Source organism: Robertmurraya mesotrionivorans, from assembly GCF_050971805.1.
Classification (GTDB): Bacteria; Bacillota; Bacilli; order Bacillales; family Cytobacillaceae; genus Robertmurraya_A.
Map to the genome: position 1 here is coordinate 323,606 of NZ_JBPCCH010000002.1, position 16,027 is coordinate 339,632.

The 16,027-nt window shown below is 35.9% G+C and carries 12 protein-coding genes and 1 pseudogene; all 13 read right to left on the reverse strand.

Annotated features, from left to right (window positions below):
• Nucleotides 1–109 precede the first annotated feature (109 nt).
• The 13 genes and pseudogenes from ACRX5O_RS05740 to ACRX5O_RS05800 all read right to left on the reverse strand — a co-directional run bounded on the left by ACRX5O_RS05740 (nucleotide 110) and on the right by ACRX5O_RS05800 (nucleotide 16,025).
• Nucleotides 110–982 carry an AraC family transcriptional regulator gene (locus ACRX5O_RS05740; protein ID WP_433905055.1) on the reverse strand — a complete coding sequence of 291 codons (873 nt, stop codon included), beginning with the start codon at nucleotides 980–982 and terminating at the stop codon, nucleotides 110–112.
• Nucleotides 983–1,102: 120 nt separating this feature from the next.
• The gene (locus ACRX5O_RS05745) at nucleotides 1,103–2,125 is read right to left on the reverse strand and encodes a site-2 protease family protein (RefSeq protein ID WP_433905056.1); all 1,023 of its coding nucleotides are present in this window, start codon (nucleotides 2,123–2,125) and stop codon (nucleotides 1,103–1,105) included.
• Between the two features lie 178 nt (nucleotides 2,126–2,303).
• Complete coding sequence (locus ACRX5O_RS05750; RefSeq protein WP_433905057.1) at nucleotides 2,304–3,314, reverse strand: phosphotransferase; 1,011 nt, start codon at nucleotides 3,312–3,314, stop codon at nucleotides 2,304–2,306.
• A 110-nt stretch (nucleotides 3,315–3,424) separates the two neighbouring features.
• Nucleotides 3,425–4,858 carry a glycoside hydrolase family 32 protein gene (locus ACRX5O_RS05755; RefSeq protein WP_433905058.1) on the reverse strand — a complete coding sequence of 478 codons (1,434 nt, stop codon included), beginning with the start codon at nucleotides 4,856–4,858 and terminating at the stop codon, nucleotides 3,425–3,427.
• A gap of 12 nt (nucleotides 4,859–4,870) precedes the next feature.
• Complete coding sequence (locus tag ACRX5O_RS05760) at nucleotides 4,871–5,704, reverse strand: carbohydrate ABC transporter permease (RefSeq protein WP_391560862.1); 834 nt, start codon at nucleotides 5,702–5,704, stop codon at nucleotides 4,871–4,873.
• Entirely contained in the window at nucleotides 5,701–6,642 is a 942-nt protein-coding gene (locus ACRX5O_RS05765) for a carbohydrate ABC transporter permease (protein WP_433905059.1), read from the reverse strand. The genes ACRX5O_RS05760 and ACRX5O_RS05765 overlap by 4 nt, the downstream gene beginning before the upstream one ends.
• Nucleotides 6,643–6,712: 70 nt before the next feature.
• Nucleotides 6,713–8,092, reverse strand: a complete 1,380-nt coding sequence (locus tag ACRX5O_RS05770; protein ID WP_433905060.1) for an ABC transporter substrate-binding protein — start codon at nucleotides 8,090–8,092, stop codon at nucleotides 6,713–6,715.
• 642 nt (nucleotides 8,093–8,734) lie between these two features.
• Complete coding sequence (locus tag ACRX5O_RS05775; RefSeq protein ID WP_433905061.1) at nucleotides 8,735–9,907, reverse strand: response regulator transcription factor; 1,173 nt, start codon at nucleotides 9,905–9,907, stop codon at nucleotides 8,735–8,737.
• On the reverse strand, nucleotides 9,908–11,662 hold the full coding sequence (locus tag ACRX5O_RS05780; RefSeq protein WP_433905062.1) for a sensor histidine kinase: 1,755 nt from the start codon (nucleotides 11,660–11,662) through the stop codon (nucleotides 9,908–9,910).
• A 209-nt stretch (nucleotides 11,663–11,871) separates the two neighbouring features.
• Nucleotides 11,872–13,107, reverse strand: coding sequence for an ABC transporter substrate-binding protein (locus ACRX5O_RS05785; RefSeq protein ID WP_433905063.1), 1,236 nt, complete (start codon nucleotides 13,105–13,107; stop codon nucleotides 11,872–11,874).
• A gap of 500 nt (nucleotides 13,108–13,607) precedes the next feature.
• Nucleotides 13,608–13,763, reverse strand: a pseudogene (locus ACRX5O_RS05790) (alpha-N-arabinofuranosidase); the annotation flags it as partial.
• A 78-nt stretch (nucleotides 13,764–13,841) separates the two neighbouring features.
• Nucleotides 13,842–15,179 carry an ABC transporter substrate-binding protein gene (locus tag ACRX5O_RS05795; protein WP_433905064.1) on the reverse strand — a complete coding sequence of 446 codons (1,338 nt, stop codon included), beginning with the start codon at nucleotides 15,177–15,179 and terminating at the stop codon, nucleotides 13,842–13,844.
• A 207-nt stretch (nucleotides 15,180–15,386) separates the two neighbouring features.
• Entirely contained in the window at nucleotides 15,387–16,025 is a 639-nt protein-coding gene (locus tag ACRX5O_RS05800; protein WP_433905065.1) for a YesL family protein, read from the reverse strand.
• Nucleotides 16,026–16,027: the final 2 nt, after the last annotated feature.

A 16,027-nucleotide genomic window follows, 5' to 3' on the forward strand; every position in this document is an offset into this window, starting at 1 on the left:
TAAAGAAACCTGATTTGCATGAGCATTCAGACAAACAGCGGAGTATAAAGCTTTTTTTATGTCTAATACATATAAAAAAAAGAGCTGCCAAAACAGCTCAAATGAAGGATTACTTTTTCATTACTGGTATCCAAATTTCGCTTTTCACTGATGGTGAAGTTAAATCTCTACTTTTAATCGACAAGATTTCGGGTCCTTCTGTTAACTGATAGTTGGAAGATGGAAACCATTCAGAATAGATTCTTCCCCAAGTTTCCTGTAGCGTACTAGGAAAGGCACCTGTTGATTCAAATATCGCCCAGGTTAATGCAGGAATCTCAAGTTTTGAATAGTTTTCAGGGCATTCTTGTGTTGTTGCCACTCCGATATACTGATCAAGCTCTCCTTTTTCTTCCATACGTCCTTCTGAAAAGTTTATAGATGCTTGAATCATCCCTTTTGGTTCAACGTTAGAGAGTTTTTTTAATTGAACTATTTTCTCCATTGACAAGGACTTCCACATCTGTGTGATTTCTGGATTTTCCCCTTCAAAAATAATTGGTACTCTTTTCATAATTCCAACAATGTTAAATGCTTCTTTTTGTTCAATTCGATAATTCATTTCATTTCCTCCTCTAATTGATAATTGGAAGGACATGAGTGGATAGACTTTTAGTTGCTGACCATTATTCCTTGCTTCTGATGGTGTTACACCATGTAGATTCTGAAAAGCTCTAGTAAAAGAGTCCGGCGAATTATAACCATATTTAATCGCAACATCAATTATTTTTATATTACTATTAATAAGCTCAAATGCTGCTAAACTAAGTCGTCTACGACGGATATATTCTGATAAGGTAATACCTGCAAGAAAAGAAAACATTCTTTTAAATTGATATTCGGAACAATGAGCTAACCTTGCCACCACTTTGAAGTCAATTTCGTTAGTAAGGTTTTCCTCAATATACTTCATCGCATCGTTCATGTTCTTAAGCAATTCCACTCTCCCCCTCCTTTAGCAATAGATTAGCAGGAAATGATGGTATCCTCCCGACAATTTGTGCACCATTTTGTAGGATTAACTTCTTAAATTTAATTGCTATTTCCATGTTTCATTCTCTAATTAAAATTGTATGTCTTTTATTTCATGTCCAATGGAAATAAACCCATAATAACTTGTGGTCACTAGCAAAAGAATTAATGCTATATAAACCAGAGTGATTTTCCATTTTTCTCTCTTTGTAATGGTTGAAAAACTCTCTAGGTAATTAAAATATTTCCTTTTTTCTAAAACATATTTGCTAAAAATCTCTACTACCTCTTCTTGTAAATTCTCACTTTCCTCTTTTTTCACTACTTTCATTGCCTCATCAAAAGGTATTTTTTCAAATAGCCTTGAGTAATTTTCACGCTCTTGTTTCAGAATTTCCACTAGAGACAGTTTATTAGCTTCAGCGTTTCGAATGCTTTGAGTAAATTCATTTAGCTCATTTAATTTACGTATTTTTTCAGATAAATTTCTTCTTTCCATATAAAAAACGATGACATATATTAGCCCTAAAAACACAAAGAAAATAAACGTGTAAGAACTTGTAAAAAACATAGCTGATACAGCAAACACAAAGCCCACTATCACAATTTTGAAGTTAATAATTTTTACTATATGTCCTCCATCAAAAGGTGTTATTGGAATTAAGTTAAATAGATTGACAATAGAACCAAATAATACAATAACCATCCAGAATTCTGTCTCTGTTAATATAAAAAGGAAAATCGCTGGGATCACAGATAAAAATCCAAAGGCAGGTCCCATATAAGAAATATATGCATCGTCGTAGGCATTTTTCGCGTGTTCTTTTCCCCTTGCTAAAGCTCCTATAAAAGGAATAAATAAAGTTGCATTTGTTGGTATATTCAGCCTCCTCATAGCCCAAACATGGCCCATTTCATGTATCATTAGAATATATATTAGTGCTATCCCAAATAACCATCCATACGTTAGTCCATACGCTAACAACGAAACTAACAGAGTAATAACAGTCGTTAACTTAAAGAACTTTAAAAAGACAAAAATCCATTTTAACTTTGAAATTAAAAGGATAGTAATAGCTCCTATACTTGCCCACAATGTTTTTTTCTTATTCACTCGGTACCCCCATGATTCTTAAATAGATTTTAAAACCTTAAATCTGTAGATGGTTTTAAATACGGATACCTAGGTTAATAGTTTCAAATAAATTCCTAAATATACTAAATTTTACAGTGGAGCTATAGTAAAAGGTTAACCAGAAAATCTGGCTAACCTTTTATTGCGGACACCTTAACTATTTTTCACTGAATTTGATGAACTTTTCTTGATGGTTTAAAATCCATGAAACTCTTCGTGCAGCCTTACGAATATATTTTTTGACCGTATCAATAGAGTCCACCCCGTCCCAATAACGGCCGAGAAAATGGATAAACACATCTAAACTTCGAAGCTGGATGAGAAGAGGAAGGGCATGAATTTCTTCTTCTGTCAGCTTAATTCTACTGCCATATCCCGTTAGGAAGGCAGTAATCTTTTTCAAAATAATTGTCTCATCTTCTTCATCATCTATAAAATCGGAAATAGAAACCGCAACTTCCATTACTCGTAAATCATGGGTAACAAATTCAAAATCAAGAATGGCGGAAATCTTCCCATTCCCAGCCGAAAGAATGTTGGAAGCATTTAAATCTCCATGGACGAGCTGGTGGGGAAGTCTTTTTAAAAATGGGACTCTGTATTGAAATGAAACTAGTTGTTTGTAGATAATTAATAATTCTTGAGCTAATTCCACAAAGTCCTCAGGTGGATTTAGGGAAAAATCTTTAATCTGATCCAAAGAACATCTTGGGTGCGTATGATCCATATCATAATACGGTCTATATACTGGCAATTGATTTACACTGGCCTCGGCAAGTTCTGCAGTAAGTTGACCAGCCGCCTTACCAAATGAGTATATTTGTTCAAAGTCCTCTAGGGCAGGATTCGTCCCATCGATAAAATGAAACAATCCTGCAAGAAATCCGGATGGAGTTTTGACAATGGTTTGCCCAACTTTTGTTCTCATCGGTACTGGTATGGATAAGGAAAGGGGCCGTTCTTTTAATGCTAGTAACACAGCATGTTCAAAGTTTACCTTCTCTTCATCTTGATGGGTTTCGTAAATTCTCAGTACGTATCTCTCATTGTTTGCCAGAATAAATAGGGTTGTATTGTTTTCCCCACTTGGCCCGGGAACAATCTCCCATTTTTCATTTGGGAAGTACAAAGGGACTATTTCTTCAATATAGGATAAATATTTTTTCATCTTATTTAAAAATCCTTTTTAAATAGAATCTATCACGTACAGGGAAAAGAAGATAGTATTAAAGTTAAAACACAGCCCTGTTGTTAAACAGAGCTGTTTTATTTCGTTTATTAAGAACTAAACGCCTCATAACGAACTTCTTTTAATTGGGCTCCTTTTCCTGAAAGGACAATGCTTGTTCCTTTTTCTTTTTCATATGCCGTAAATGTTACGACTTTTTCTCCCTTATTCACAAAGATTTCAACTGAATGAAGATCCACATAAATTTCTAGTGTGTTTTCTTCATTGTTAAAACAGTCATGTACGGTAATTGGTTCACTATCTCCATAATCAGAAGTAATCACAACAGAATTGGAAGATGGATCCACACTCACGCGTGTTGCTGTTTTATCTTCCTTGTTTAATTCAACAACAAACGATTCACTCTTAGATAATAGTGATAGGGATAAATATCCTGTTCTTCCGCTTTCAATGTGCAAGTCCTCATTTAATGAAACCTGTTCATGAACAGCAACGGGTGTGAAATAATCGTCATGGTTAATATAAGCTTGTTGAATCAATGTGTTGTTTTTGATGTGTAACTTTCTTGGTAAACTCATCATGCCGTTATAGCCGTACTCTTTTGGTGGTGTTGCTTTTGTCCAACGATGCATCCATCCAATTAAAAGTCTCTCTCCGTTTTGATCGTCCGTTGTTTGTGGTGCGTAAAACGTTGCATAATCTAGCAAGCCCTTTGCCTCAGGAGTGAATGCTCCGTTTTCAAAATCCATGTGTCCAATCACATAAGACGTCTTTTTCTCTACTTTTCCGTCAAATTCAGGGTCGCATGGCATTTCTGAGAAAATTAGCACATCTTTTCCGTCTAAGTGGAAGAGATCTGGACATTCTAGTAACGTATTTTCTTCAAATGACATTTGGAATATTGAAGAATGAAAGCTCCACTGAAGTAAATCTTTTGATTGGAACATGATGATTTCACCACGACGTTTCGCGTTTCTTACCGCTAATACACAGTAGTATACCCCGTCACGCTCTAACACTTTAGGGTCTCTGAAATCACAAATGAGATACCCTTCTGGCAATTCTTTTTCGCCAATCACGGGATTTAATTTGGATTTTTCGAAATGGATACCATCCTCTGATACTGCAACACACTGACGTTCAGCAATTTGTGATTCATCTTTATCAAACCCTAAGTTAGGATCAATATGACCTGTATAAATGAGATAGAGCTTCCCATCCTTTTCAATCGCACTTCCAGAAAAACATCCGTTTGCATCATACGCTTTATCATTGGCCATCGCTACGGGAAGGTACTCCCAATTGACAAAATCATTTGTTGTTGCATGACCCCAATGCATGTCATTCCATACAATGTCATACGGGTAATACTGATAAAAGAGCTGGTATTTCCCTTTGTAAAAGGAAAAACCATTTGGGTCATTGAGCCATCCGATTTCTGGTGAAAAGTGATAAAGGGGGCGGTTATTTGTTTTATGTTTGTTTTCTTTGATATATTCGTTTGCTTTTTGTAGTCGATTCATAGGGCACCTCTTCTATTTAATTCCACTTTGCATGGAACCTTCCACAATGTATTTTTGGAAAATGATATAAAGAATAACAATTGGAATCGTTACGATTGTTAGTGCTGCCATCATGTGACTTGTGAAAATGTTATACGTGTCTGCAAAAACCGCATTAAGGGCAACTTGAATTGGCATCAAATCTGCGTTTGATAACGCCATAACCGGCCATAAAAAATCATTCCATGATGCTAAGAACGTTAAAATTCCAACTGTAATATACATATTTAAGCTTGACGGCATGACGATTCGGAAGAAACATCCTACTTCACTTAGTCCATCGATTTTTCCTGATTCAATCAATTCACCAGGGAAGGATAAGAAATGTTGTCTGAATAAGAATATGTTCATCACATTGATGATAAATGGCAGCAAATAACCTGGAATCGTGTTGATTAATCCCATCTCATTTACCACTAAAAACAATGGTAGAATGGTCGCTTCAATTGGCACAATCATAAGTGCGATAATAAAAATTAAAATCCAATCCTTAAATGGAAATTTAAATCTTGCTAGAGCATATCCTGCCAATGAATTGATGGTTAATCCTACAACCACTGTAACAGATGCATAAATCAAACTATTTCCAACGTTCTTAAAGATGTTATAAAAACCTAATAACTCCACATAGGAATCAAACGAAAGATCAGAAAATCTTGGAACAAAGGCAAAGATTGTACCCATATCTTTGTAAATCACTTCATCGATTTTAAATGAAGAAAGAATCATCCAAATAAGAGGAAGTAAAAATTGTAATGCCACAAGAGACGCCAAGATATAAAACAAGGTTTTCTTTACAATTTTCATGCTGCTTTCTCCTCTCTAAATAGCTTTTTAATAATGATTGAGATAACGACTAAGAAAATTGTGAATACTAATGTAATGGCACTTGCATATCCAATGTTTCGGTGACGGAATCCATACTCATAAATGTATTGCAAAATGGTAATCGTTGAGTAATCTGGACCTCCACCTGTCATAACCATCGGTTGAACAATGAGTTTAAACGCCTGAATCGTGGTGGTAATCACTAAAAACATCAGAATGGGTTTTAACGACGGAATGGTAATAAATAAAAACTTTTGGAACGCATTGGCTCCGTCAATATCCGCTGCTTCATAAAGACTTCCATCAATATTTTTAAGTCCTGCTAAAAAGATCATCATTTGATACCCACACCCTGACCATGCAGAGATCGCAATGATCGTATACATTGCTTGAGACGCACTTGAGAGGAAAGGCTGCTTTGAAATCCCAACATTCGCAAGGAGTTCATTTATTAATCCAGATGTTGGGTTTAACATAACCGTCCATAGGATTGAGATGACAACAAGAGATAAAACAGCTGGTGAAAAATACGCGGTACGGAAGAAACCTACGCCTCTGATTTTTTTGTTGACAATGAGTGCAAGTCCAAGTGCCATCGACAGTTGCAGAGGAACAACAAACACCACAAACTTAATCGTGTTTTTAAAACTTTGGATCAACACTTCATCGGTCATCATTCGCTTAAAATTTTCAAGTCCAATAAATTCTTTGTCGTTTGGTTTTAATAAATAGTAATCCGTAAACCCGTACGTAAACGCTAGAATAATTGGTAATACAATGAAGAGAATCGCAAGAATTAAAGCAGGTGTTAAAAATCCGTAAGCGGACACGATATCTCTTGTTTTATAATGTTCACTTTGTCTGAGGTGTTCGGTTGTATTTCTCACTTTTACAATACGTTTGATCAATTTCTTCATGGTTCACACCCCTTTTATAAAAAAAGTAAGAGGTGAGGTCATCACCTCACCTCTTACTTTTTACAAACGATTATTTTTTGTACTTCGCAAATTCCAATTCAATTTTCTTCGATGCATCGTCTAAATATTTCTTGATTGTTGCTTCATCTGTCGCTTTGTTTTGAGCGATTTTTAGAATAACGTCTTTTGCAAAGGTTTCAGAAAGATAAGGATATCCAGGTGATACCGGACGAGATTTGTTTGTGTTTTCCACTTGATACTTTAATACGGTCCAAGCATCGTTGTGAGATGGGTTGTCTGTATTTGTATCAATCGCGTCAACGGAATTGATTCTTGTTGGAATAGAACCGTTTTTAGCGAAATATTCTTTTGATGCTTCGTCGTTAGTTAACCATTCCATGACTTCAACGATTTGCTTAATGCGTTCTTCGTCTTCTTCTTGTCCGTTACGTACAAATGCCCAAGAACCTGATGGTGTGTATAACCCTTCGAAGTCTTTACTCATTTTCGGATAACGAACGGTTTTGAATTTTAAGTCAGGATAATTATTGATCAGTTCATTTACATACCAGAATCCGCTAACTGATAGTGCTGATTTTCCTGTATGGAATGTTTTTTCAGATTCTGTCGCACTAGCAAGTGCTGGTTCAGCAAATAATTGCGCATACTTTGTTAGTGCTTCTACACTTTTGTCACTGTTTAAGACGCCATCAACTGTGACACCATCTTCAGCGACGATGTTTGCATCATTTCCCCAAAGAAGTGGTGTGAAGTAGTATGTTCCTAATTCATAGGCACCTGCAGTAATATCTGTTAGTAATAAACTTACAGCCGCTTCATAATTTGCAAACACTGGATCATCCGACGTTTTTGCAAACTCGTCCACTTTTCTTGATAACTCAATAAATTGATCCCATGTCCAGTCTTGATCAAGTGAAGGAACTAATGCTTTTATATCTTCAGGTAGTGCATTGATCATGTCTTCGTTATACATGATGGCTACGCCTGAGTCTGAGTAACCCATTCCGTAGAATTTCCCGTCCACTGTTCCTTGGTCGATGATCGCTTGCGTGAATCCATCTTTGAATCCTTCGCTCATGTATTCATCTAGTTCACCAAGTAATCCTGAATCAACGTAAGCCCCAATATCAGGTCCGTCTAATGTAAAAATATCAGGCATGTCATTTGCTGTAATTGCTGCATTCAGCTTATCTATGTATCCTGAACCAGCTCCTGCACGTGTGATGTTTTGTATTTCGACTTTAGGTCCGTCTGGATGAGCCTCATTGTAGCTCTTTACTCGGTCAGCAAACATCTTTCCTTCTGGATGATCTGCTGCGGCTTGTGTCCAAACTACAATTTTGTCACTGCCGCTAGTTTTGTCTGAACTACAAGCTACTAACGAAAAGACTAAAGACAGTATTGAAACAAACAATATTAACTTTTTCATACTTCTCCCCCTCGTTCTCTTAATATCTAATCAAGCGCTTTCATTATTGAGGTGCGAGTTAGTTTAGCGCTTTCATAAGTTAATAATAAAGTACTTAAAGCGCTTTCAAAATGCGACATTTCTCTAAAAAATGTTTAAATTCTTATTATTGAAATCAGCTTAAGCACCTGACCTGATAAATAGACGGAGAAATTCCGCTTAACTTAGTAATTATTTTAAAAAAAGGTTAAATAAACGGAGAGATTCCGCCTATTTGCTCGAAAAATTCGAAAATGGGAGATTTTGCTTTGCATAAGCGGAAAACGTCCCCTTATTTACCCCGAAACGAGGCTCCATTCAGCATCTAACCGGAAATTCTCCGCTTATTTTACTTTTGCTGGTTACTCGATTAAGGACAAAACATCTGAGTTTTATCTCAAAAATCCAAGAGAACCTCATTTTGATGCATTACGGTGAACCGTATTACAAGTAAGTGAGGTTTTATATAAATAACGTTTTTGTATTCATAATAAAGAAACTCGCCAATTATGGCGAGTTTTACTTTTTTATATACCAATAACGATGCCAATACGACTGTCATTTCGGCACGTATTTTAAGAAAAGCACTTCAAAACGGAACCCTTTAACCTAGTAGGGAGAGGCTTACTTATTTTTTACTAGTTTACGAAATTCACTTGGTGTTTTTTTCATTTTCCTTTTAAATACTTGGCTGAAGTAGCGCTGGTCGGTATAGCCGACTTTTTCGGCAATTTCATATGTTTTAAGATCTGTATTTTGCAGGAAAAGGCAGGCATATTCCATTCTGACATTTGTTACATAATCGAGAAATGTAAGACCGGTTTTTTGTTTAAAAAGCAGGCTGAAATAGCTAACACTTAATCCTACATGTTCGGCTGTCTGTTCCACACCAAGATCGGTTTGAAAGTGATTTCGGATATAGTCGAGCGCCTCTTCCATCATATCTGCAGCTGATTGGCTGGGCTTATATTCTTTCTTTAACCGCTCTTCTGTCAGAACATTGCCACTTATATAGTTTTCATATTTTAGTAATTCCTTGGCAACATCAACGGAATGCTTTATTTCGAATAACTGCTCAACGACTTTACCAACCGAGATGATGCATTGATCAGAGCCTGCATAAAGAAGCTGCTGTGAAAATGCATCCGTAATCTCCCCTGCTTGATTGATGAAGTGTTTTGCCATTTCGACGACTACCATCACTTCTCTATCTGACAGCTTGAAAACAAATAGGTTCGCATTCCACTTACAAAGAAAGGCTTTAATTTTTGTAAAAATGAATTCGATGTCTTCCTTATAGTTTTTTACAATCACTGAGAAATAAAGAGCTTGTTTGTTGTTGATTTGTGCGTCCACTTTCCCTGATGTAATTAGCTCATAAATCGCATATTTCTCATGCTCATACACATTTACTTTTTTCTCTTTTATCTGGTTAAGCGCTCTTTTAACGCAATCTTCCAATTCGTCATAATCAATTGGCTTTAAAATATAGTCGAACGCGTTATTTTTAATTCCTTCTTTTGCATATTCAAAATCATCATAACCGCTTATTAATATAACCATTGGCTTATTATCGATCTGATTTACTGTCTTTAACAGTTCAATCCCGTTCATTTCAGGCATTGAAATATCTGTTAATAGAAGATCAGCTTGTTGATTTTCGATGATCTCCATGACTTCTTGTCCATTTTCAGCTGTCCCAATGATTTCACAGTCTAATCCCTGCCAATCGATGATTTGTGCAAGATTTTTTAAGATTAACTTTTCGTCATCCGCAATTACTACTTTATATCCCATTTAATCACCTTTAATCGGAAATGAAATTTTAATTACCGTACCCTTATTTTTCGTCGAACAAATGATAAGACCATATTTCTCTCCATAAAAAAGTCTGAGCCGCTCATCAACATTGCGTACACCGTGACCATTACTTGCCTGAGTATGATGATTTTCAAGTCTCCACTTATTTAATTCCATTAGGACACGTTCATCAATACCCTTCCCATTGTCTTCAATCCAAAACTCGCCTTGGCCGTTTGAAACCGTACCTCTAATCTTAATCAGCCCTTCTTCATCATCTCTTTTTGAAAACTCATGGATTAAAATATTTTCTACGAGCGGCTGTAGAATTAGTTTAAGGACGGGATAATGATTCAGCTCTTCCACTACATCTACTTCAAAAGAAAATCGATTATTAAATCTTATTTTCTGTATTTCCAGATAGCTAATCACATGACGGATCTCATCCTTTACTTTCACTTCATAACCTCCATTAATGCTGATGCGCAGCAGTTTACCGAGGTTAATCGTCATTTTACTAATTTCCCTTTGCCCGTTTAAAGCGGCGAGTGCATTAATTGATTCAAGTGTATTGTATAAAAAATGAGGATTGATCTGCTGCTGTAGCACTTTAAACTGAGCCTCACGCTTGCGTTCCTGTTCTGTCTCAATGTCGCTCATCAATTGTTGAAGTTTTCCGATCATGTTATTAAAGCCCTGCGAAATGTTTTGTAATTCTTGAAATTTAAAACTACCCATTCGTTTGCTCAGCCTACCGCTTTCAACTTGTTTCATGCCATTTAACAGTTCGTGAATAAAACGAGAAATTCTTTTTAAATACAATAAATTAAATAAAATGGCGGTTAACACCGTAAACCCTACAACGAGTAACATGGTGTTTCGGATATTAACGATTTCACTGGAAATCGTTTTCAAAGGCTTTATTGATACTAGGATGAGCTGTGAGTTACCTCCCGTTTCAAAACTAGACGGCATAAAAGTAATCAGACTTTTTTCACCGTCCCACTCATCAGTGAGGTAACCACTTTTATTTGTTGGAAATTCAGAAAAACTTTGAATGTCAAGAGTTTTACCAATGAAATTTCGATTTAATGAATAAAGCACGGTCCCCGCTTTATTTACAATCAATTCATGGCTGGGACCTCCATATATATCTTTAAAAATCGGATCAAATAAATCTAGTTTTACATGTAGTATTAAATACCCTAAATTATCAAGCGTGTTAAGATCCTTTATTACTCTTGATTGAGTTAGAATATAGTTCTGACTAAAGAATAGATTTTGATTTTCATAGGGAGTTAACCAAACCGGACGACCTTTCTGCTGTAAAACCTGATCCAAAAACAAACTTGAGCGAAGCGCATCTAAGCTCGTAACCATATCCTCGGTATAAGTAATCACATTCCCATCATTCGTATAAAGAACAAGATTATCAATCTGTGAATTTCCATACATCTTTCCGGCGATTTCCTGCTGATCGCTGTAAAATTCATAGATCGAGGACGTATTTTGTGTATTTAAATAGTCCTGAATGGCACTTGATGAAACCACATAGTCAGAAAAGGAATTCACTTCAGAAACAGCGGCTAATAAGTTTCGATCAACCGCCTTTAAAGTTTGGATCATTTGCTCACTAATATTTTTTTGTAACGTGGTGGATGAAATTTTGTAAGAAACAATCCCTAGTATAATAATAGGAATTAATACAAAACAGATAAAGGCTATAATTAACTTATGCTGAAATTTTATCATATCGGCACCTAATTCTTTTAATTAAACTGTTTTCGTAAAGATTGTTGTTAAAATCTTAAAGCCGATTTTAACGTAGTATTAGCTATTTTGCGCTTATGAATTTAGTTTGCTGGCTCTTTTCTTATTAAATTTATGCTATTTTCTGCTGAAACTTAGCATAATCAATAAAATTATGTTCCAAAAAGCAACAAAGTTTAAGAAAAGAGCCTTTAATTAGCATTCGAATAGCGGTTAAACATCTTTTCTAGATTCGTAAGATACACATCCATATTTTGATCATAGTAAAACTGTGCCGTATATTTTCGAAACTCGGATTCTGCAGCAGTTCCTCCTGCCCAGTAATGATTGGGCCAATTAACTACTTGCCCGCTTGCAATTTTTTCTCTTATGAAATGACCTTCTTTATGGGTGTTTGTAACTCCTTTAACAGCACTGATCGAACCTTCAAAATCGGAAATTCTTTGAGCGTTTTCCTTTTTTATTAAAAACGCTAAAAACGCTTTCGCTTCTTCAGGATGTTCCGTATCAGCTGAAATGGCAAAGCCGATATCAACTCCTCCCAATACGTTATGATCCATTTGATTCGATGCTGGAAATGGAAAAATGCCATAATTTAAATATGGATTCGACTTTTCGATCATCGTTAACGCCCAAGTTCCCATAATGTACATAGAACCTTCACCGTTTGCAAATTTTTTATTTACATCATAATAGCTGTCTTCAAAAGAATTTGGCTGCACATATGACAGCACCGTAAGGGTTTTTTCTGATATTTCTCTCCACCTCGGATCAGAAACAATTGAAAACTCATCCTTTTCCCAATAACTCGTTTCGAATTCATTTGCGACTAAGTTTAGATTAAAAATACTCGCCTGGTTTGCATCTTTGTTTGGCATGAGTAAAGCTGTTTTCCCATTAGACTCTAACTCTTCCAAAACTTGCACAAACGAATTCCAACTGTTAGGAACCGATAAATTTAATTCTTCGAAATGATCCTTATTATATAGAACTCCTACTGCATTTTGGGTTAACGCAGCACCGTACATCTTTCCGTTTATAAGATAACGATTTTGGATAGTGGGTTGGATATTTTTAATGAAGGGTTCATATGATAAATCAAGCAGATATCCTTTTTCAGCTCTTACTTTATAATCTTGTTCGATCGGATAAGTAATAAATAGATCTGGAATATCACCTCTTGCAATTCTTGCTTTTAAAACGGTCATCGGTTCAGGTACAATGACCTGCTTAATCGTAACGTTAGGATGCAACCCTTCATACTCTTGAATGAGTTCATTAAAGATCACTTCTGTTTCAGGTTTCGGTGAAAAAAATTCAAGTTCAATCTGATTTTCTTTATTGAGAGATTGATCTAATTCATTTCCTGTACAACCGGCTAACAAGAGAATGATAAGAGTGGAACTGATAGAAAGAAATCGCTTCATATACCCTCCTATAATATCTAACTAATACTTTGTTTATCTATATATACTATAAATCTCACTATTTTGCTAACCAATCTCCTATTTCCAATTTCATGTTAACCCATTTGATAATTCAACTAAGTACAGTAGTAAAAGATTTGTTTATGTACAAACGATATCACAAAAACGCACCACTCCAAATTAAGCTTGGTTAAATGCCTTGCTACTTCCTCTATATCATCCGTACGCAAAGCGACTCTGCTTAAAATTTCCTGTCTAGGTAATAACTTTACCGAATCTCGTACCACCTCATTTGGTTCTACAACGCTTTCGGCTAATTCTCTTTCCACTCCTAGAAATTCTATACATGCAAGATTAAATGGAAAGAGCAGAGATTCGTCCTCTGCTCCAATGACTACAGCTTTATATCTGGTTTAAAAGTTCAACCCTCTCATTCCATTTCCATTCCCTTCTACAGTAAAAGAAATGATACCTAGTCGATCCACTTTTCCGGATTCAAATTCAAAATTATAAATATCTTCAAGCAGTGGTGGTGCGACACTCCATGGTTCAATAAGCTTATCCTGCTCTCTACAATGGTACCAAACATTCCACTCATCAAAGGAAAGATTAATATTCTTCTTACCACGCTTTTTCGCTTTAATATAATCTGCCAGCCATATTAACCTCTGCATTATCAGAAAAAAGGGTTGGATCCCCTTTATAAAAGGATTCCAACCCCTTATTCAATGTGGTTATTGCATGTTCGCCTCGACAGTTTCTTGTGCTTGTTTTAATGCTTCTTCAGGTGACTGTGATTTCTGTCTGAGGACATTATTTAATGTGTTTGTATTTAACTCCGTTAAAACGTCTGGATAATGTTCCGTTATTTTAATACCATTAATTTCATCTTTAATTTCTAGTAACGTATCAAATATATCGGTACCAAAGTATTGATAGAACTTGTTATCTTCCCGAACGGCAGGGTCTTCCCAAACATCCCAACGTGGAGGATCAAACCCTAAAACGGTCCATAGCTTAATATTTGCTTCCTTAGAAAGCTTCGCAAATGCTAAGAACTCTTTTGCAAGTTCTGCATGCTCTGTTTGATTTGTTACAACTGTACCTGTTCCACCAATACCAACGGAACGATCTCCGCCTTCTTCCCATGCAGGCATTGGACGAATCACCATCTTACCTTTTAGATCAGGCATATAGTCTGTAAAACGTCCCATATACCACATTGGCATTGAAATGGAAGCTGCTTTTCCGTCATTCATAAAAGCATAAAACTCTTCAGCATGTGGTTCCCCACCTGGAGTTAACTCTGCAATTTTATGCGTATGAAGCATGTCATTTAATAAAGAAAGTGTCTTTACATTCTTTTCACTATCTACCGTTAAATTGCCCTCTGCATCAAATAAATCAGACTCTTGTTGGCTTATCATTTGTTGGAAAGTGGTTGCGTCACCAGTATGTACTGTTGTCATAACAGCATCTGTGTTTGCAACAACCTTTTTACCTGCTTCAACATAATCATCCCATGTTTTAATTGAATCGATATCAACTCCAGCTTGGTCCATAATTTCTTTATTGTAATACATAACAGTTGCCCCCACGTGAGTAGGCATACCGTAATAATTTCCATCTTTTGAATAGATATCTAGACGGGATTTAATGAAATTATCCATTTCAGGTTCAACATATTCATTCATAGGTAACAACTGCGGTTCACCTTGTAAGAAGTTTGGAAAACGACCTACTTCAATATCAGAAATGTCAGGTGCACCTTTCCCAGATTGTAAAGCGAGAAGCAAATTGTTGTGCATTTGATCATAAGGGAAAGTTTCAGCAACAAGTTTAATCGGTTTATCTGGATGAAGTTCATTCCAACGAGGTACTGCGTCTTTGAAGAAATCCATGTGTAATTCAACAAAAGTCCAATACTTTAATTCGGTAGCGTTTTCAACGTCTCCACCTATTACCTCTGATTCAGTTGCTTCCCCAGAAGTTGAGCTTCCACCTTTACAGGCTACCAACAGGAAACACAAGGATAATCCCAATAGTATAGATAACAAACTTTTCATTTTCATATTCATCCCCCTAATTCTAATTTTAAAAAACTGGAGTACTTAATAAAAAGTTTAAAGTTGGAATACTCACCTCCCCTAAGTTAGGAAAACTATTAAACTTAGTGAGCGCTCACAAAAGCTGATTAAACCTACATCATTAGCTAGTATTCTATTTCACTGTAGGAGATAACTCATAAAAGATTCAAAGGTTATTTATACTACTATTTATCAATGATCTGCTAGCTGACTCTTTAGCCCTTGATCCATTTTGTTGAAAATTCGCATGGAAAACCACATAGAACCAAACCCAATCACACTAAATGTAAAAAATGGGATCAGACCTGGATAACTAAGGGAAAAATAGATGATAGAAAACAACACCAACCCACACATAATCGTATAATGAATTTTAGATAATCCGATAATCATCGCATTTCTAATATGTTGTCTCCACGTTGCCTTATAATGGACAAGTAATGGAAAAGCCCAGATTAAGAGAATGGAGTAGAAAAAAACAAGAAAGTAAAACGCAAATGGTAAAACAAAACCCAGTTCACCTGTCGCAGTGCTTATCAATTGATAATTAATGAAAAGGATTGCTCCAGCGAGTGATAAAATCCATCCAATGATATTAGCAGCAGCGAATTCCTGCCGATATATTTGCTTGAATGTATTCCAGATTTTTACCTCATGATCTCCCATGATCCACTTCCGAGCTACTCCGAGTAAGGCAGCCGTAGCTGGAAATAGACCAGCCACAAATAAACCTAGGACTGAAAACAAAATCCAACATACATTTAAAAGGACAAGGCGTGAAATCCATTGAAGTATAGTATCTAGTTTTGTTACTAGTTGTTTTCCATTCATGT

Bases quoted from the DNA above. Each gene is read 5' to 3' on its own strand.
- ACRX5O_RS05750 (WP_433905057.1), bottom strand. From the start codon at position 3,314: ATGAAAAAATATTTATCCTATATTGAAGAAATAGTCCCTTTGTACTTC.
- ACRX5O_RS05755 (WP_433905058.1), bottom strand. From the start codon at position 4,858: ATGAATCGACTACAAAAAGCAAACGAATATATCAAAGAAAACAAACAT.
- ACRX5O_RS05760 (WP_391560862.1), bottom strand. From the start codon at position 5,704: ATGAAAATTGTAAAGAAAACCTTGTTTTATATCTTGGCGTCTCTTGTG.
- ACRX5O_RS05765 (WP_433905059.1), bottom strand. From the start codon at position 6,642: ATGAAGAAATTGATCAAACGTATTGTAAAAGTGAGAAATACAACCGAA.
- ACRX5O_RS05770 (WP_433905060.1), bottom strand. From the start codon at position 8,092: ATGAAAAAGTTAATATTGTTTGTTTCAATACTGTCTTTAGTCTTTTCG.
- ACRX5O_RS05775 (WP_433905061.1), bottom strand. From the start codon at position 9,907: ATGGGATATAAAGTAGTAATTGCGGATGACGAAAAGTTAATCTTAAAA.
- ACRX5O_RS05780 (WP_433905062.1), bottom strand. From the start codon at position 11,662: ATGATAAAATTTCAGCATAAGTTAATTATAGCCTTTATCTGTTTTGTA.
- ACRX5O_RS05785 (WP_433905063.1), bottom strand. From the start codon at position 13,107: ATGAAGCGATTTCTTTCTATCAGTTCCACTCTTATCATTCTCTTGTTA.
- ACRX5O_RS05795 (WP_433905064.1), bottom strand. From the start codon at position 15,179: ATGAAAATGAAAAGTTTGTTATCTATACTATTGGGATTATCCTTGTGT.
- ACRX5O_RS05800 (WP_433905065.1), bottom strand. From the start codon at position 16,025: ATGAATGGAAAACAACTAGTAACAAAACTAGATACTATACTTCAATGG.